Source organism: Candidatus Allofournierella excrementigallinarum, assembly GCF_944388085.1.
Classification (GTDB): Bacteria; Bacillota; Clostridia; order Oscillospirales; family Ruminococcaceae; genus Allofournierella_A; species Allofournierella_A excrementigallinarum.
This window is the reverse complement of the sequence record NZ_CALXHK010000025.1, coordinates 1-16,597: the sequence shown is the minus strand read 5'-3', so window position 1 is coordinate 16,597 and position 16,597 is coordinate 1. Positions and strand designations below refer to the sequence as shown.

Genomic DNA, 16,597 nt, shown 5'->3' with positions numbered 1-16,597 from the left:
ACCGGGGGCGGTCTTTTTTGCGTTTTCGCGGTCAGGCGTCGGGAAAGTAATCGTGCAGGTCCAGAAGCGCGCCGTCCTGGCGGACCTCCACATGGCACTGGATGCCGGTGCTGTTGCCGGTGGAGCCCACCGTGCCCACCTGCTGGCCCTGGGCCACCGTGTCCCCCTCGGCCACGCTGATGCTTTCCAGGTGGGCGTAAAGGGTGGAAAGGCCGTTGCCGTGGTCGATCTGCACCACGTTGCCGTAGCTGTAATGGAACTGTGCCATGGTCACGGTGCCGTCGGCCATGGCCAGCACTTCGCTGCCCTTGGGAGCCATCACGTCCGCCCCCTTGTGGTAGTCGCTCTTCCAGCGGCTGACTCCTGTATACTCCGGCACCGGCCAGATAAGCTCTCCCGTCTGCTGTATGCCGTCTGCCTGCACGGTGCTTTGGGAGGCGGGCGGCACACTGTCCGCTTCGGCTCCGCTTTGGGAGGCGGGTGGCTGGGCGCTGTCTGCTTCGGCCCCGTTTTGGGCTTCAGATGTCTGCGAGGCCGAGTCCGGCACTTCCTGCTCCTGCGAGGACGACGCGCCGGCCAGCGGCTGGGTCGGGGCGCTGCTCACCGGGGCGCTCACCGGCGCGTCGGAGGCGGACAGGCCCGCCGCCGCGCAGGCGGACAGGCAGAGGGCGGCGGCCAGTGCCGCGGCCACTCCGGCGGTGAGGCGGCGGCTGGGTGCTGCCGGGTGCAGCAGAGCGATCAGCCGTGCCTTCATCTCTTTTTGCGGGCCGCCCAGGCCCGCCGCACCGGCGGGCAGGGGGCGGTTTTGGGCCGCGTCCAGCAGCAGAAGGCCGTAGGCGCGGCGGTCGGCTTCGCCCAGCCCGGCGGCGGCTTTTTCGTCGCAGGCATATTCACAGGCCCGGCTCCAGCGGGCCGCGTGGAGGGCACACAGGGGGTTGAACCAGTGCAGCCGGCAGCACCAGCGCACCAGCGCCTTGGCCCACAGATCGCCCCGGCTCAGATGGGCGGCCTCGTGGCGCAGGGCCAGTTCCAGCCGGGCCAGGGGCATCCCTTCCGGCAGATAGAGCACCGGGCGCGCAAGGCCGGCCATCACCGGGCCGGAAAGGCCGGGGCAGGCCCGCAGCCGGGGCACACGGGCCACGCCCGCCTGGGCGCACACCTCCTGCCACAGGGCGTCCCGCTCCCCTTGGGCCGGGGCGGAAAGGCGGCGGAGGCCCCGGGCAAAGCACAGGTACCGGCCCCATTGCCATAGGGTGCAGGCCAGCACCCCTGCGACCCAGACCCAGGGCAGCGCCGCCAGCACCAGGGCCGCCGGGTCGAGCGCGGGAGCCGCGGCGGCAGTCTCGGCGGGCAGCGCCGCCGGGGCGGCGCTTTGGGCGGCGCGGGCCGCCGTGTGCAGCACCCGGCCCACCGGGGCCAGAGGCGCGGCCACCGGGGCGGGCCTTGCCGCGAAGAGCAGCGCCAGCACCGGCCCCACCGGCAAAAGGAAGAAGGGGAAGGCCGCCGCCAGCGCCCTTGTCCGGGCGGCGGGCCGCAGCTTGTTCAGCAGCGGCGAGAGAGCCAGACAGGCCAGCACCGCCAGCCCGCCCGCCGCCGAAAGGGGCAGCACCAGAGAGTAGAACAGCTCATTCACGGCCCTTCACCTCCTCCTCCAGCCAGGCCCGCAGCTCCGCCAGTTCCCCGTCGGAGAGGCCCTTCCCGTCGTACAGCGCCGCCACCATGCTCTTGACGCTGCCGCTGTAATACCGGCCCAGCAGTTCCCGGGCGGCCCCGGCACGGTAGGCGTCGGCGCTCACCAATGCCCGGTAGACGTTCTGCTTGCCACGCTTTTCCACCGCCAGCGCCCCCTTGTTCACCATGCGGGCCAGGAAGGTGAGCAGGGTGGAGGGCTTCCAGCCCTTTTCCGCCATCCGCTCGGTGAGCTGCGCCGCCGTGACCGGCGCGCCCAGCTCCCAAACTTTTTCCATGATCTCCAGTTCTGCGTCGGAGAGTTTCATTCCTTCCGCCTCCATTTTCTACATCTTGTCGTTGATTTAATCCTACACGATGTAGAAGATAATTGCAACCCCTGCGCGCCCCTTTTCACAGTTTTTTCAAAAGCCGGGCGGCGGGCGGAAAGCTGCCCTGTGCGGCGGCAGGGCCGGGCGGCGGCCATAAAAAGCGGCGAGGCGGCCCCTGTCGCCCCCATGGCCGCGAACGCAAAAAGCGCCCCTCCGGGCCCGCAGGGGCCGCGCAGGAGCGCCGTATTCTTTTTATCAAACCGCCTTTTCCAGCGCCAGCACTGCCACGGTGATGTCGTCCGGGTGGGCGCTGCGGCTGACCCGGCCCTTGGCCATGTCCGCCAGGATGCGGGCGGTCTCGGCGGGGGTGCTGCCCATGGCGGCGCAGAGTTCCAGCTGCTGGCAGATCCAGCCGGGGCCGTCCACCAGCGCCCCGTCGCTCACCAGCACCACCAGTTCTTTTTCGTGGAGGGTCAGGGTGCGGCCCTCCCCCACCACGCTGCTCAGAATGCCCACCGGCAGGCCCGCGGCCTCCACCGGTTCGGCCTTGCCGCCCCGCACCACAAAGGTGGGGCAGGCCCCGGCCTTAAAGAGGCTGGTCCGCCCGGTGTAAAGGTCCACGCTCACCAGGTCCAGGGTGGCGGCGCTCTCCTCGTCGCTCTTGAGGGCCAGCGCCACGTTCACCAGCCGGGCCGCGCTTTCGGCGGCAAAGCCCGCTTTCAGCAGTTTTGCCGCCAGGGTGCAGGCCAGGGCGCCGTCGATGGCGGCGGGCCTGCCCACCCCCATGCCGTCGCAGAGCAGAAGGTGGGCGCTGCCAAACGCGTCGCAGAACTGCTGCACCGCGTCGCCGCAGGCATCCTCTTTGGCCGGGTGAGCCGCCAGCCCGAACACCGGGTCGTACACCGCTTTCTCGGTGAGGGTGAGGGTGGTGACGGGCCCGGTGTGGTCCACCGCAAAGGGGGCCAGCACCCGATGGCAGATGGCCGAGGCCTCCTTGCCCAGTTCCGCCAGCTCCTCGTCGGAAAAGGCGGTGCGGCTCACGCTCACGGTGCCCCGCAGCCGCCCGGAGGCGTCGTAGCCCAGCTGGGCCTCCAGCGGTTCCAGCCCCAAGGAGGCCAGCAGCGCCGAAAGGCGGGCGGTCTTTCCCTCGTCGGGGGCCACCGTCTGCCCCAGCTGGCCCGCCATCTGGCCCAGCGCCTGGGCCATGGCGGTGTATTGCTCGGTGAGGGCGCTGCGCATGGCCTGGGCCCGCACCCGGCTCTCCCGCCGGCTGCGGAAGAGGGTGTAGGCCCGCCCCGCCGCGCTGCACAGCTCCACCGGGTGCACGCAGCGGCAGAACTGCCCCGGCAGCTGCTCCAGTGCCGCCCGGCCCTGCTGTTCCAGAATGGGCTTGAGGCGCAGAAAGCCGTCCACCGTGTCGGAATAGTGCTCCACCCAGCAGCGCTCCCGCTGGCCGCAGCTGCGGCAGAGCTCCTCCGCCACATGGTCCATCACCCAGTTGTAGCTCTCCCCTTTTTTGGGCAGGGTCTTGTAAACGCTGTCCACCGTGTCCGCGATGCCGGTGAGGGCCTGGGCCACATGCTCCAGCTGGCCCACGGCGCTGGCCACGCGGGGGCGGGCGGCGCTCTCGGCCACCGGCTCCGCCTGGCCGGGCAGGGCCGCCAGCCAGCGGCGGGGCAGGGCGAAGAAAGCGGCCTCCCCCAGCGCCGCACTGGCCAGAAAGCCCAGCAGGGCCTTTGGCGAAGGCGCGGCCAGGCTGCACAGCACCGAAGCGCCCAGAAACACCGCAGCGCTGCCCATCCGCTCGCCGGGGGTGAGGAAGGCGGCGGCAAGGCAGCCCGCCGTCACCCCCAGGCCCGCGAAGGCCAGGTCCGGGTCGGCGGCGGTGAGCATCACCGCCCCCGCCGCGCAGAGGGCGGCGCAGTCCCGCACGCGGCCCCGGTAGGCCAGCCACAGGCCCGCCGCCGCCAGCGCCGCCACGGCAGGCTGAAGAGGGCCGGCAGGCACGGCGCACAGGGCGGGCAGGGCCAGCATCGCCAGGGGGAAGGCCTGCCCCGCCAGCGGGGCGGCAGGGCGTGGCCGGGCCCTGGCCGTTTTTGCCAGCGCAAAACCTCCGGCCGCCGCCAGCAGGGCGGCCCCCAGGGTGGCGAAGGCCGCCGCCGGGGTGGACAGGCCCGCCGCCGAAAGCATCAGCTGCACCAGCAGCAGCGTGCCGCAGCCCGCCGCGGCGGCGGGCCAGAAGGCGGTGCGGAAGAGCCAGCGCCCCGCCAGCGCGGAGGCCAAAGCCGCCAGCCAGCGCAGGCTGTCCACCGGGTCCAGCAGGGCAAGATACCCCAAAGCCGCCCCCGCCGCGGCGCTCTGGAGCCAGCTCTGCCCCACCCCCAGCACCAGCGACAGGCCGAAGGGATGCAGCCCGCCGAAAACGCCCCCCGCCGCCAGGGAAAAGCCGCCGACGCCCGCCGCCGCCTGCCACAGAACAGGGCCCGCCTCTTCCAGCCGGCGGCGCAGGCGCAGAGCGCGCAAGTGTTCGTTCATCTTCCTCCACCTCGTTTTTCTTCCTGGGTTGTCAGCGCGGCGGCGGCCCTGGCCGTATGCGCGGCGGGCCGCCGCGGCTGCTGTGGTACCACCGGCGGCCATCCGCCGCCGGCATTCGTCCCAAGTATATGCCCCTGCCCCTTCGTTTTTTGCCGCAGGGCGTCGCAAGCGCAAAATGCGGCAAAACTTCCCCTTTCCCCCGCCCTTCGGCCCTGCGTTGCCTTTTGCGCGCCGTTGTGGTATGCTCTTTTCAAAGAAAGGAGGGTGGGCTGTGGAGCTGTTTCTTCGCCCCGCCGCCCGGCAGGACGCGCCGGAACTTGCGGCTATTTACAATTCGAACCCTGCTTTTCTTGCCCATCACCTGGGCCAAAGGCAGGTGGACGAGGCGTTCCTTCTGTCTGAACTGGAGGAAATGGCCGGGGCGGGCTTTTCTTCCTTTCTCATCACCGAAGGCGAGGGGGGCCCTGCGGTGGCCGCCGCCGATCTGCGGGGCGGCGAGGGGGCTTATCTCTCCCTGCTCATCCTCCATCACGCCGCCCAGGGCCGCGGGCTGGGGCGGCGGTGCGCATCGCTGCTGGAAGAGCGCCTGCGCGCAGGCGGCAGCCGCACAGTGCGCATCGACGTGGTGGACGGCCACCCTGGCAATCCCCTGCCCTTCTGGCGGCGGCTGGGCTACGAGGGCAGCGAGCGGGTGCTTCTTACCTGGGGCGAAAAGACCAGCAGCGCGCTGGTGCTGCGCAAGGAATTGTGAGGAAAGGATATGGAGAAAAACACCGAGGAATTCCGCCGCTGGCTGGCCGCCACCCGGGACGAGCCGTTGGAAGGCATGGCGGCCTTTTTCGACGCCCGCACCGGGGAGTACGAGGCCCACATGGCCCCCTGGGCGGCCCAATACCAATGGATGGCCCGGGAACTGCCCGGCGGCACCAAGCGCCTTCTGGACCTGGGCTGCGGCACCGGGCTGGAACTGGACTGCATCTTCCGCCGCCTGCCTAACCTCGAAGTCACCGGCGTGGACCTGGCGGGGGGCATGCTGGACCTGCTGCGGCGCAAGCACCCCGGCAAAGCCCTGACGCTGGTGCAGGCGGACTACTTCAGCTGGGAGCCGGAGGACGCCCCCTTCGACGCAGTGGTGGCCTTTGAGACGTTGCACCATGTGAGCGCGGCCAAAAAGGCGGAGCTCTTTGCAAAGGTGCACCGCTGGCTGCGGCCCGGCGGGGTCTTTCTGGAATGCGACTACATTGCCTCCACCCCGGAGATGGAAGAGATGGCCTTTGCCGAAGCCGCCCGCCGCCGGGCACGGGACAAGGTGCCGGAGGATGCTTTTCTCCACTTCGACACGCCCCTCACCCTGGAGCACGAACTGGATGCCCTGCGGGCGGGGGGATTCGCCGCGGTGGAGGTGCTGGGCTTCCTGCCGCCGGATGACCACACCCCGCTGCTGCGGGCGGTGAAGGCGCCCCTGCCTTGACTTTTGCCGCCGCCGGGGGGATAATGAAATCAAACAAACCGGGCGGCCGAACCTTCGGCCGCCCTTTCAAAAGGAGCATGGAACAAATGAAAGTTGCTATTCCCTACGAGGCTGGTCAGGTCTTTGGGCACTTCGGCCACAGCGCCGCCTTCATGGTCTACGAGATCGAAGGGGGCAAGGTGGCGGGCAGCGCCCTGCTGCCCACCAATGGCAGCGGCCACGGGGCGCTGGCGGGCCTGCTGGCGGCGAACAAGGTGAACGCCCTGGTCTGCGGCGGCATCGGCGGCGGCGCCCGCACCGCTCTGGCCGCGGCGGGCATCACGGTGTACGCCGGGGTCACCGGCAGCGCCGACGCCGCGGCGGAGGCGCTGGCCGAGGGCCGTCTGGCCTTTGACCCGGACGCCGTCTGCGCCCACCACGAGGACCACGGCGAGGGCCATGACTGCGGCAGCCACGGCCACGACTGCGGCAGCCACGGCCACGACTGCGGCGGCGCCGGGCATGCCTGCGGCGGCCACTGCGGTGACTGAACCCGTCCCTCTTTCCAAGCAAAAAAGCCCTGGCCTGCGTCGGCCAGGGCTTTTTTCATCAAATTTTTTTACAACCTGTAATAAACCGCCTGATTATTTCACTCCGTAGCGTTGCAGCAGGGCTTCGATCTTGGCGTGGGGGTCGATGATGCTGCTCACGCTCATGTCGTGGTTGATGGCGGCCACAAAGTAGGCGATGTATTTGGACACATCCACCTCGTGGAACCACTCGCGGCTCAGCAGCTCGGGGGTGCGGTAGGTCAGGTTTGTGCCGAACACGCCGCTGATGATGCCGTTCTCGTATGCCTTGTCGAACTCGGCCAGGCCGGCGGTGAAGATGGCGTAGGTGGCGTTGCAGAAGATGCGCTTTGCGCCCCGCTTTTTCAGTTCATAGCCGATGTCCAGCATGCTTTCGCCGGAGGAGATGATGTCGTCGGCGATGAACACGTCCTTGCCTTCCACGCTCTCGCCCAGATACTCATGGGCGACGATGGGGTTGCGGCCGTTCACCACGCGGCTGTAGTCGCGCCGCTTGTAGAACATGCCCAGGTTCACGCCCAGCACGCTGGCGTAGTACATGTTGCGGTTGATGGCGCCCTCGTCGGGGCTGATGACCATGAAGCTGTCGGGGGTGGGCTTGAAGTCGGGGATGTGCTTGAACATCGCCTTCATCACCTGGTAGGTGGGCATCACGTTGTCCATGCCCATCAGGGGCACCGCGTTGGACACCCGGGGGTCGTGGGCGTCGAAGGTGATGATGTTGGCCACGCCCATGCCCTGCAGCTCCTGCAAAGCGTAGGCGCAGTCCAGGCTCTCGCGGTAGGTGCGGCGGTGCTGGCGGCTGCCATAAAGCAGCGGCATGATGACGGTGATGCGGTGAGCCTTGCCGCTGGCGGCCTGGATCAGGCGCTTCAGGTCCTGGTAGTGGTCGTCGGGGCTCATGCTGTTTTCCGAGCTGAACAGCCGGTACTTGCAGCTGTAGTTGCCCACGTCCACCACGAAATAGAGGTCGTCGCCGCGCACGGTGTTCTTGATCACGCCCTTGCCGTCGCCGGACGAAAAGCGGGGGCACTCGCTGGGAATGATGAAGGTCTCCTTGTTGAGGCCTTTGCGGTTGGCCCAACGGACCAGGTGGCTGTCGATCAGCGCGGTCAGTTCGTGGGCGCCGGGGGTGGCGATCAGGCCAAGGTCCGCAACGCCGTTGCCGTCAATGAAAAACTCGGTGCCGCTGTGCTGCTGCTCCATCACAAGAAACAACTCCTGTTCTTTTTTCGATTCCTGCCCCGGCAGGGCCGGGTCGTACATGATCACACCAACATATTAACATACTTTTTACCAAAGGAACAGCGTCCCGCGCATTTTTCGGCATTTTCTGCGTCCGGGCCATTCTGTACGACCGCGATGGGGCGCAAATTTGGGGATTTTGCCCAAAAGCGGCGGCGCCGTCCTCTTGAAGGAACAAAGAATCCGCCCCCGTTCCCGTGGGAACAGGGGCGGCCGAAAACTTTTTTTGGCGCTGCGGTCAGACCAGCTCGATGATGGCCATCTCGGCGGCGTCGCCGCGGCGGGGGCCGATCTTGACGATGCGGGTGTAGCCGCCGTTGCGGTCAGCATACTTGGGGCCGTACTCGTCGATGACCTTCTTGGCCACGGTCTCCTTGGTGATGTAGGAGTAGACCTGACGCTTGGCGTGCAGCTCTTCCTTCTTCCCCAGGGTCACCATCTTCTCGGCCATGGAACGCACTTCCTTGGCACGGGTGACGGTGGTCTCGATCTTGCCGTTCTCAAACAGGTAGGTGACCATGGCACGCAGCATGGCGTTGCGGTGCTCGCTGGTTCTGCCGAGTTTTCTGGTACCGGGCATCCCGTTTCACTCCTTTGCTGTAATTACTCGTCGTCTTTGGTAAGGGTAAAGCCCAGAGAATCAAGCTTGGCCATGACCTCTTCCAGGCTCTTGCGGCCGAGGTTGCGGACCTTCATCATCTCGTCCTCGGACTTGTTGATCAAATCTTCCACGGTGTTGATGCCCGCGCGCTTGAGGCAGTTGAAGGAACGCACCGACAGATCCAGCTCTTCGATGGTCATCTCCAGGGCCTTCTCCTTGCCCTTGTCGTCCTTCTCCACCATGATCTCGGCGCCGATGGCCTCCTCGGACAGATTCACGAAGAGGTTCAGGTGCTCGGTGAGCACCCGGGCCGCCAGGCTCACCGCCTCTTTGGCGTTGATGGTGCCGTCGGTCCAAACCTCGATGGTGAGTTTGTCGTAGTCGGTGATCTGGCCAACGCGGGTGTTGTCCACGGTGTAGTTGACCTTCAGGACAGGGGTATAGATGCTGTCGACGGGCAGAACGTTCAGATCGTTCTTTTCCATCACCAGCTGCTTGTTGCGCTCAGCGGGCACATAGCCCCGGCCCTTGTCGAAGGTGAGCTCCATCACGAGCTTGCCGCCTTCGTCCAGGGTGGCGATGTGCCATTCGGGGTTCAGCACCTCGATCTCATCGCTGGGTTTGATGCTGCCAGCAGTAACTTCACACTCACCGGACGCCTCGATGCGCACGGTGACAGGGCCGTCGGCGTAGAGTTTGGCGGCAATGCCTTTGAGGTTCAGAACGATCTCGGTCACGTCTTCCTTGACGCCGGGGATGGTGCTGAACTCGTGAACGACGCCGTCGATCTTAACGCTGGTGACGGCTACACCGGGAAGCGACGAGAGCAGGACACGCCGTAAGCTGTTGCCCAAGGTGGTACCGAAGCCACGCTCCAGCGGTTCCACGACAAACTTGCCGTAGCGTCCGTCGGGCGACAGGCTCGCGGTATCGATTCTGGGGCGTTCGATCTCCATCATAGTTAAATCCTCCCTTGGCGGCCGGCCCCGGAAGGGCGGCCTGTAGTGTTCGCTTTCCCTTGGGTGAGTCTGTTACTTGGAGTACAACTCAACGATCAGGTGCTCGGCCACATCGAAGTCGATGTCGGCGCGGTCCGGCAGCTTGTCGACCACGACGCTCATCTTCTCGAGGTCCTTGGTCATCCAGCCGGGCACAGGGCGGGAGGCATTCTTCTCAGCGCACTCCTTCAGCTTGGCGCTGTCGGTGGTCTTGACTTCCACCTTGTCGCCGGCAGAGAGGAGGTAGGAGGGGATGTTGACGATCTTGCCGTTCACGGTGAAGTGACGGTGCAGCACCAGCTGACGGGCTTCCTTGCGGCTCATGGCGAAGCCGGCGCGGTAGACAACGTTGTCCAGGCGGCTCTCCAGGATGCGCAGCAGGTTCTCGCCGGTCATGCCGCTCTTGCGCTCGGCCATGTCAAAGTAGTGGGCGAACTGGCTCTCCAGAACGCCGTAGTAGCGCTTCGCCTTCTGCTTGGCGCGCAGCTGCAGGCCATACTCGCTGACCTTCTTGCGCATCTGGCCGGCGCCATGCTGGCCGGGCACGAAGCTGCGGCGCGCGAACGCGCACTTGTCGGAATAGCAGCGCTCGCCTTTCAAAAACAGTTTCTGACCTTCGCGGCGGCACTGACGGCACACTGCGCCTGTATATCTTGCCATTCTTGTTCCTCCTTAAAAATCAGATGCGGCGGCGCTTGGGCGGGCGGCAGCCATTGTGGGGGATGGGGGTCACGTCCTTGATCATGTTGACCTCGAGGCCGGTGGCCTGCAGCGCGCGGATGGCGGCTTCGCGGCCGGCGCCGGGGCCCTTGACGTAGACCTCAACGGTCTTCATGCCGTGCTCCATGGCCACCTTGGCGGCGGCCTCCGCCGCAGACTGGGCGGCGAAGGGAGTGCTCTTGCGGGAACCGCGGAAGTTCAGACCGCCGGAGCTGGCCCAGGAAACGGTGTTGCCCTGCGTATCGGTAATGGTAACGATGGTATTGTTGAAGGTGCTCTGGATGTGCGCAGCGCCGCGCTCGATGTTCTTGCGCTCGCGCCGCTTGGTGCGCACGGCGCCCTTTTTAGCAGCAGCTTTAGTTGCCATTTCTCTTGCTCCTCCTTACTTCTTCTTGTTCGCGACGGTGCGCTTCGGGCCCTTGCGGGTGCGAGCGTTGGTCTTGGTGCGCTGGCCGCGAACGGGCAGCCCCTTGCGATGGCGAACACCGCGGTAGCACTGGACCTCCACCAGGCGCTTGATGTCCAGCGCCACGTTGCGGCGCAGATCGCCTTCCACGATGACGTTGTTCTTGTCCAGGTACTCACGGATCAGACCTTCCTGCTCAGAGGTCAGGTCCTTCACGCGGGTGTCGGGATCGATGTTGGTAGCCGCCAGGATCTTCTTGGCGGTGCTGGGGCCAATGCCATAGATGTAAGTCAGGCCTACTTCGACCCGCTTTTCGCGGGGCAGGTCAACGCCGGCAATACGTGCCATAGTTTCAAAAACCTCCTAAAATAACATCCCATGTCCGTGTCGGGGGCTGCGCCGGGAATCTACGCACTTGCCCCCCAAGCGCTGGAGGGCCTCAGCCCTGGCGCTGCTTATGCTTGGGGTTTTCGCAAATGACCATCACGCGGCCTTTGCGCTTGATGACCTTGCATTTTTCGCAGATGGGTTTCACGGAAGGCTTGACCTTCATGCTGATAACCTCCTTTGTGACTTGGGCGCTTTACTTCGAGCGCCAGGTGATGCGCCCCTTGGTCAGATCGTAGGGCGACATTTCCAGTGTAACCTTGTCTCCGGGCAGGATGCGGATGAAATTGGTCCGCAGCTTGCCGGAGATGTGCGCCAGCAGCCGATGGCCGTTTGCCAGCTCCACCCGGAAGGTGGCGTTGGGCAGCGCCTCGACGACAGTGCCCTCAACTTCGATGACGTCTTCTTTAGACAAACTCTTCCCTCCTCATGGCTTTGCGGGGCGCCGGGCGTCGAACGCCTTCACCGCCGCTGCGAGCTGTTTGTCGGTTGCAAGGCTCTCGCCCCGCAGAACGGTTGCGGTGGGGGCCACATGCCTTATCTTTTTGGCCTTGGGCCGATCCAGTTTGCGCAGACTTCCGTCCGCGAGAAAAAGCATCTGGCCTTGTATGCCGATCACCGCAAAGGTCCGGTTTTTGTCCCGGCCGGCTTTCGAGCGGACCAGCTGGCCTTTTACAAAGTCCATTCAGGCCCCTCCCACGCTTTGGTCAGAACTTCCGGGCCGGCGGCGGTGATGGCGACCGTGTGCTCAAAGTGAGCGGAAAGGCCGCCGTCCGCCGTTGTCACCGTCCATCCATCGGCCCCCGTCACCACGGAGTAGTGCTTCTGGTTGACCATCGGTTCAATGGCGAGGGTCATGCCCGCCGCCAGGCGGGGGCCGCGCCCGGCGGGCCCGAAATTGGGCACCTCCGGGTCCTCATGGAGCTCTTTGCCCACTCCGTGGCCCACAAAACTGCGGACGACCGAGAAGCCGTTTTCCTCCACATAGGTCTGAACCGCGTTGCTGATATCGCCCACCCGCGCGCCGGGCGCCGCGGCGGCAATGCCCCGGTGCAGCGACTCGCGCGTGACGTCCAGCAGGCGCCGGGCCTCCAGGTCCAGTTTGCCGCATCCGAAGGTGCAGGCGTTGTCCCCGTTGAAGCCGCCGAAGGCAGCCCCTGTGTCGATGCTGACGATATCGCCCGGCCGGATCACCTTTGCATGGCTGGGGATGCCGTGGATCACTTCGTCGTTGACGCTGATGCACGCGGTGCCCGGAAAGCCGTACAGGCCCTTGAAGTTGGGCTTGGCGCCCTGCCGTTTGATAAAGTCGAAGATGATCTTGTCGATCTCGGCGGTGGTGATGCCCGCCTCGATCGCTTCGCCGCCGCGCCGCAGCGCCAGGGCGCTGATCTCGCAGGCCCGGCGCATGACGGCAAGTTCTTTGGCATTTTTCAGCTGGATCACGCGTTACGCCTCCAGTGCTTTGAGCAGCAGCGCGGTGGTGTCGGCAATGTTGTCCTGCCCTTCCACCACCACCAGCTTGCCCCGCTGGCGGTAGAATTCCACCAGGGGCTCGGTCTGCTCGTGGTAAGCGGCCAGCCGGTCGCGCACGGTGGCGGGCTCGTCGTCCTTGCGGACGATCAGCGGCCCGCTGCACCGGTCGCACCGGTCAGGCTCGCGGCTGGGCTTGAATTCCAGGTGATAGGAAGCCCCGCAGGCGGAGCACACCCGCCGCCCGGAAAGCCGCCGCATGATCACTTCATCCGCCACCTCCAGGTCCACCACCTTGTCGATGACCACGCCCATCTCCTCCAGCGCCTCGGCCTGGGCCACCGTGCGGGGCACGCCGTCCAGAATGAAGCCTTTGGAGCAGTCGGGCTGGGCCAGGCGCTCTTTGATGATCCCGATGATGACGTCGTCGGGGACAAGCGCGCCGCTGTCCATAAAGGATTTCGCTTTCAGCCCCATCTCTGTGCCGTTCTTCACGGCCTCGCGCAGGATGTTGCCGGTGCTGATGGCCGGGATGCCCAGCTTGTCGCAGACGATCTCGGCCTGGGTGCCTTTGCCGGCGCCCGGAGCGCCCAAAAGAATCAGGTTCATGCTCGTTTGTCCCCTTTCTGCTTTGTGTTTCGCGTCAGGGCCTCACTCGAGGAAGCCCTTGTGATGGCGCATCAGCATGTAGCTTTCCATGCTGCGGCCGGTGTCCAGCGCCACGCCCACGACGATCAGCAGGCTGGTGCCGCCCAGCTGGATGCTCACGCCGGTGACGTTGCCCAGGATGATGGGCAGCACCGCGACGATGCCAAGGAACACAGCGCCGATCAGGGTGATCTTGGACAGGCTCTTGGTAATGAAGTCGCTGGTGGGCTTGCCCGGGCGGATGCCGGGGATCGCGCCGTTGTTCTTGCGCAGGTTGTTGGCGATCTCCACCGGGTTGTACTGAATGGCCACATAGAAATAGTTGAAGGCCAGGATCAGCAGCAGGTAGATGACTGCGTAGAGGAGGCTGTTGTAGTTGAACACGTTGAAGAACGCCACCCAGAAGGAGCTCTCGACCTGCAAGAGGCTGCCGATCATGTTGGGGATGCTGCACAGGGTGCTGGCAAAGATGACGGGCATAACGCCGCTCATGTTCACCTTGATGGGAATGTGGCTGGCCTGCCCGCCGTACATCTTGCGGCCCACCACCCGCTTGGCGTACTGCACCGGGATGCGGCGCTCGCCGTTGGTGAGGATGACCACGAACACCACCGCCGCGATCGCCAGGATGGCGATGATGGGGAGGTAGACGTAGTACTGGGGCTTGCCGTCGGCGGCTTCGGCCAGCAGGGCCTGCACGCTGCCGATGACGTCGCTCCAGCGGGAGATGATGCCCACGAAGATCAGCAGCGAAACGCCGTTGCCGATGCCCTTGGCGTCGATCTGCTCGCCCATCCAGGTGAGCAGCTGGCTGCCGGCCGCAAAGCTCAGCACGATAACGACGGCGCTGAACCAGGCCTGCCAGCCGGTGTTGTAGGCCAGCACGCCCCAGCTGCGCAGCACCATGTAGTAGCCGATGCTCATGGCCACGCCGATGCCGGCGCCGGTGTAGCGGGTGATGCGGGTCAGCTTGCGCCGGCCTTCCTCACCCTCTTTGCTCAGCCGCTCCAGGGCGGGGATCGCCACCGTGAGCAGCTGGATGATGATGGAGGCGTTGATGTAGGGCGATACGCTCAAAGCGAAGATCGCGCACTGGCTCAGCGCGCCGCCGCTCATCATATTCAGGTAATCCAGCATGTTGCCGCTGCCGCCCAGCTCCCGGAAGAGCTCCAGCGCGTCCACGTTGACGTAGGGCACGCTGATGGCGCAGCCCAGCCGGAAGATCACGAGGATCATCAGGGTGAACAGGATCTTTTTACGCAGTTCGGGGATCTTCCACGCGTTGCGAAACGTATCGAACACCTTAGATCACCTCGGCCTTTCCGCCTGCCTTCTCGATCTTTTCTTTGGCAGTGGCGGTGTAGGCCGCCAGCTGAACGGTGAGGGCTTTGGTCAGTTCGCCATTGCCCAGCACCTTCACGCCGTCCAGGCTCTTTTTGATCAGACCGGCTTCCACCAGGGCCTTGGTATCCACCACGGCGCCGGCTTCGAACTTGGCCTCCAGGTCGCTCACCTTAACGGTAGCATACTCGGTGGCGAAAATGTTGTTGAAACCGCGCTTGGGCAGGCGGCGCTGCAGCGGCATCTGGCCGCCTTCGAAACCGGCTTTCTTGACGCCGGACCGGGCCTTCTGGCCCTTGTGGCCGTAGCCGGCGGTCTTGCCGTTGCCGCTGCCGTGGCCGCGGCCCTTGCGCTTGGCTGCCACGTTGGAGCCGGCGGCGGGCTTTAATTCATGAAGCTTCATCTGCTTGCACCTCCTTGCTGTTACGCTTTGGTGGCCACGACCAGGTGGCTGATCTTGGCGATCTTGCCGGCGGTCTGGGCGTTGTCGGGCTGGACGGTGACGTCGCCGATCTTCACAAGGCCCAGGCTCTTGGCGGTGGCGATCTGCTTTTGGCCACGGCCGGAGAGGCTCTTGACCAGCTTCACGGTCACGGTGCCGGCCTTGGCTTCCGCTTTCTTGGCGGCGGTCTTCTTGGCGGCGGGCTTCGCTTCGCCGCTGGCCGCCTTCTTGGCCGCGGGCTTCTTGGCGGCGGGCTTGGCCTCGCCGTCAGCCGCCTTCTTGGCCGCGGGCTTTTTGGCCGCGGGGGCCTTTTTGGCGGCGGGCTTCTTCTCGGCGGCAGCCTCGGTGGCCGCTACCTTCTTCTCGGTTTCTGCCATTGTAAGCTACCTCCTTAACCCAGAATCTCTTTCACGGTCTTGCCGCGCTTGGCAGCCACTTCCTCAGCGCTGACCAGGTTGCACAGGCCGTTGAAGGTGGCGGTGACCACGTTGCAGGGGTTGTTGGAGCGCAGGCACTTGGTGCGGATGTCCTTGATGCCGGCCACTTCCAGCACCGCGCGAACGGGGCCGCCGGCGATCACGCCGGTACCGGGGGCGGCGGGACGCATCAGGATGCGGCCGGCGCCGAACTCGCCCACGATCTCGTGGGGGATGGTGGTGCCCTTCAGGTTGATCTTGCGCATGTTCTTCTTGGCAGCCTCGAGGCCCTTGCGGATGGCCTCGGGAACCTCGCCGGCCTTGCCCATGCCAAAACCGATGGTGCCCTTGCCGTCGCCAACGACAACCAGAGCGCTGAACTTCATCACGCGGCCGCCTTTAACGGTTTTGGATACGCGGTTGATGGCAACGACTTTTTCCAGCATGCCGTCGTCAACTTCACGATTTCTTCTTTCCATTGTATCCTCCTCCTTACAGCTCCAGGCCGCCCTCGCGGGCGCCCTCGGCCAAAGCTTTCACGCGGCCGTGGTACACAAAGCCGCCGCGGTCGAACACGACGGTCTTGATGCCCTTCGCCAGAGCCTTCTCGGCGATCATCCTGCCGACCTTGCCAGCCGCCTCGACGTTGCCGCCAAAGCCCTCGAAGCCCTTCTCCAGGGTGGAGGCGCTGACCAGGGTCACGCCGGCCACGTCATCGATGATCTGGGCATAGATGTGCTTGGAGGAGCGGAATACATCCAGACGGGGGCGCTCAGCGGTGCCGCTGATCTTGCCGCGCACACGGCGGTGACGACGAAGCCGGGCTTCGTTCTTGTCAGGCTTATTAACCATTGTCTTTCACTCCTTACCTTATTTGCCTTTGCCGGCTTTGCCCTCTTTGCGGATGATGTGCTCACCGGCATAGCGGATGCCCTTGCCCTTGTAAGGCTCGGGGGGGCGCTTCTCGCGCACTTCCGCGGCAAACTGGCCGACCTTCTGTTTGTCGATGCCCTTGATGATGATGGTGTTGGCGTCCGGGGCCTCGATCTTGATGTCGTCGGTCTCGTCCACGATCACCTGATGGGAGAAGCCCAGGTTCATGACCAGGCTCTTGCCCTGCTTGGCCACACGGTAGCCGACGCCCTGGACCTCCAGCTTCTTCTCGAAGCCGTTCACAACGCCCTCCACCATGTTGGAGATGTTGGTGCGGGTGAGGCCGTGCAGGCTGCGGGCCTCTTTCTCGTCATTGGGGCGGGTCACCAGGATTTCACCATTCTCGACCTTCACGGTCATCAGCGGATGGATCTTGGAATTCAGGGTGCCCTTGGGGCCCTTCACGGTGACG

Annotated in this window: 23 protein-coding genes; 3 read left to right on the top strand and 20 right to left on the bottom strand. The window is 65.3% G+C overall.

The annotated features are described in order from the left end of the window. Positions 1 to 31: 31 nt before the first annotated feature. From ACH2AT_RS06315 to ACH2AT_RS06305, 3 genes are all read right to left on the bottom strand, one after another. Positions 32 to 1,633, bottom strand: coding sequence for a M56 family metallopeptidase (locus ACH2AT_RS06315; RefSeq protein WP_394964421.1), 1,602 nt, complete (start codon positions 1,631 to 1,633; stop codon positions 32 to 34). Continuing rightward, positions 1,626 to 1,997 (bottom strand): BlaI/MecI/CopY family transcriptional regulator, encoded by a 372-nt coding sequence (locus ACH2AT_RS06310; RefSeq protein WP_394964420.1) that lies wholly within the window; start codon positions 1,995 to 1,997, stop codon positions 1,626 to 1,628. The genes ACH2AT_RS06315 and ACH2AT_RS06310 overlap by 8 nt, the downstream gene beginning before the upstream one ends. Before the next feature lie 258 nt (positions 1,998 to 2,255). Then, positions 2,256 to 4,535 (bottom strand): SpoIIE family protein phosphatase, encoded by a 2,280-nt coding sequence (locus tag ACH2AT_RS06305; RefSeq protein ID WP_394964418.1) that lies wholly within the window; start codon positions 4,533 to 4,535, stop codon positions 2,256 to 2,258. Positions 4,536 to 4,806: 271 nt separating this feature from the next. Between ACH2AT_RS06305 and ACH2AT_RS06300 the strand changes: the two genes are divergently transcribed. The 3 genes from ACH2AT_RS06300 (at position 4,807) to ACH2AT_RS06290 (ending at position 6,536) form a co-directional block, all read left to right on the top strand. Beyond that, entirely contained in the window at positions 4,807 to 5,286 is a 480-nt protein-coding gene (locus ACH2AT_RS06300; RefSeq protein ID WP_394964416.1) for a GNAT family N-acetyltransferase, read from the top strand. A gap of 9 nt (positions 5,287 to 5,295) precedes the next feature. Continuing rightward, positions 5,296 to 6,006: a class I SAM-dependent methyltransferase gene (locus ACH2AT_RS06295; protein ID WP_394964414.1), complete on the top strand. Its 711-nt coding sequence runs from the start codon at positions 5,296 to 5,298 to the stop codon at positions 6,004 to 6,006. A gap of 86 nt (positions 6,007 to 6,092) precedes the next feature. Beyond that, entirely contained in the window at positions 6,093 to 6,536 is a 444-nt protein-coding gene (locus tag ACH2AT_RS06290; protein ID WP_394964412.1) for a NifB/NifX family molybdenum-iron cluster-binding protein, read from the top strand. A gap of 93 nt (positions 6,537 to 6,629) precedes the next feature. On the opposite strand, the gene ACH2AT_RS06285 is transcribed toward ACH2AT_RS06290, so the two are convergent. The 17 genes from ACH2AT_RS06285 to rplF form a co-directional block, all read right to left on the bottom strand. Continuing rightward, entirely contained in the window at positions 6,630 to 7,781 is a 1,152-nt protein-coding gene (locus ACH2AT_RS06285; RefSeq protein ID WP_394964448.1) for a ribose-phosphate pyrophosphokinase, read from the bottom strand. 277 nt (positions 7,782 to 8,058) lie between these two features. After that, positions 8,059 to 8,400: a 50S ribosomal protein L17 gene (gene rplQ / locus ACH2AT_RS06280; protein WP_177522285.1), complete on the bottom strand. Its 342-nt coding sequence runs from the start codon at positions 8,398 to 8,400 to the stop codon at positions 8,059 to 8,061. 23 nt (positions 8,401 to 8,423) lie between these two features. Beyond that, complete coding sequence (locus ACH2AT_RS06275) at positions 8,424 to 9,380, bottom strand: DNA-directed RNA polymerase subunit alpha (protein WP_177522286.1); 957 nt, start codon at positions 9,378 to 9,380, stop codon at positions 8,424 to 8,426. 72 nt (positions 9,381 to 9,452) lie between these two features. Continuing rightward, positions 9,453 to 10,079 (bottom strand): 30S ribosomal protein S4, encoded by a 627-nt coding sequence (gene rpsD, locus ACH2AT_RS06270; RefSeq protein ID WP_394964409.1) that lies wholly within the window; start codon positions 10,077 to 10,079, stop codon positions 9,453 to 9,455. A gap of 19 nt (positions 10,080 to 10,098) precedes the next feature. Beyond that, positions 10,099 to 10,506 carry a 30S ribosomal protein S11 gene (gene rpsK, locus ACH2AT_RS06265; RefSeq protein ID WP_177522288.1) on the bottom strand — a complete coding sequence of 136 codons (408 nt, stop codon included), beginning with the start codon at positions 10,504 to 10,506 and terminating at the stop codon, positions 10,099 to 10,101. A 15-nt stretch (positions 10,507 to 10,521) separates the two neighbouring features. Then, entirely contained in the window at positions 10,522 to 10,893 is a 372-nt protein-coding gene (gene rpsM / locus ACH2AT_RS06260; RefSeq protein ID WP_394964408.1) for a 30S ribosomal protein S13, read from the bottom strand. Positions 10,894 to 10,984: 91 nt separating this feature from the next. Continuing rightward, positions 10,985 to 11,098: a 50S ribosomal protein L36 gene (rpmJ, locus tag ACH2AT_RS06255; protein ID WP_058965281.1), complete on the bottom strand. Its 114-nt coding sequence runs from the start codon at positions 11,096 to 11,098 to the stop codon at positions 10,985 to 10,987. A 30-nt stretch (positions 11,099 to 11,128) separates the two neighbouring features. Beyond that, positions 11,129 to 11,347: a translation initiation factor IF-1 gene (gene infA / locus ACH2AT_RS06250; RefSeq protein ID WP_058965282.1), complete on the bottom strand. Its 219-nt coding sequence runs from the start codon at positions 11,345 to 11,347 to the stop codon at positions 11,129 to 11,131. A 12-nt stretch (positions 11,348 to 11,359) separates the two neighbouring features. Next, positions 11,360 to 11,617: a KOW domain-containing RNA-binding protein gene (locus ACH2AT_RS06245; protein WP_394964406.1), complete on the bottom strand. Its 258-nt coding sequence runs from the start codon at positions 11,615 to 11,617 to the stop codon at positions 11,360 to 11,362. Then, a complete protein-coding gene (gene map / locus ACH2AT_RS06240) occupies positions 11,605 to 12,378 on the bottom strand; it encodes a type I methionyl aminopeptidase (RefSeq protein ID WP_394964404.1) in 774 nt (257 codons plus the stop codon). Before map ends, ACH2AT_RS06245 begins: the two co-directional genes overlap by 13 nt. A 3-nt stretch (positions 12,379 to 12,381) precedes the next feature. Next, positions 12,382 to 13,014, bottom strand: a complete 633-nt coding sequence (locus tag ACH2AT_RS06235) for an adenylate kinase (protein ID WP_394964402.1) — start codon at positions 13,012 to 13,014, stop codon at positions 12,382 to 12,384. Positions 13,015 to 13,056: 42 nt separating this feature from the next. After that, positions 13,057 to 14,355: a preprotein translocase subunit SecY gene (secY, locus tag ACH2AT_RS06230; protein ID WP_394964400.1), complete on the bottom strand. Its 1,299-nt coding sequence runs from the start codon at positions 14,353 to 14,355 to the stop codon at positions 13,057 to 13,059. Between the two features lies 1 nt (position 14,356). After that, positions 14,357 to 14,797 carry a 50S ribosomal protein L15 gene (gene rplO / locus ACH2AT_RS06225; RefSeq protein ID WP_330058963.1) on the bottom strand — a complete coding sequence of 147 codons (441 nt, stop codon included), beginning with the start codon at positions 14,795 to 14,797 and terminating at the stop codon, positions 14,357 to 14,359. 20 nt (positions 14,798 to 14,817) lie between these two features. Then, positions 14,818 to 14,988 (bottom strand): 50S ribosomal protein L30, encoded by a 171-nt coding sequence (gene rpmD, locus ACH2AT_RS06220; RefSeq protein WP_394964446.1) that lies wholly within the window; start codon positions 14,986 to 14,988, stop codon positions 14,818 to 14,820. A 239-nt stretch (positions 14,989 to 15,227) separates the two neighbouring features. Next, positions 15,228 to 15,731 (bottom strand): 30S ribosomal protein S5, encoded by a 504-nt coding sequence (gene rpsE, locus ACH2AT_RS06215; RefSeq protein WP_394964398.1) that lies wholly within the window; start codon positions 15,729 to 15,731, stop codon positions 15,228 to 15,230. Between the two features lie 13 nt (positions 15,732 to 15,744). Further along, complete coding sequence (rplR, locus tag ACH2AT_RS06210) at positions 15,745 to 16,104, bottom strand: 50S ribosomal protein L18 (RefSeq protein WP_394964396.1); 360 nt, start codon at positions 16,102 to 16,104, stop codon at positions 15,745 to 15,747. Positions 16,105 to 16,122: 18 nt separating this feature from the next. Beyond that, positions 16,123 to 16,597, bottom strand: a 475-nt coding sequence (gene rplF / locus ACH2AT_RS06205) for a 50S ribosomal protein L6 (protein ID WP_394964395.1), incomplete at its 5' end; no start/stop codon positions are given.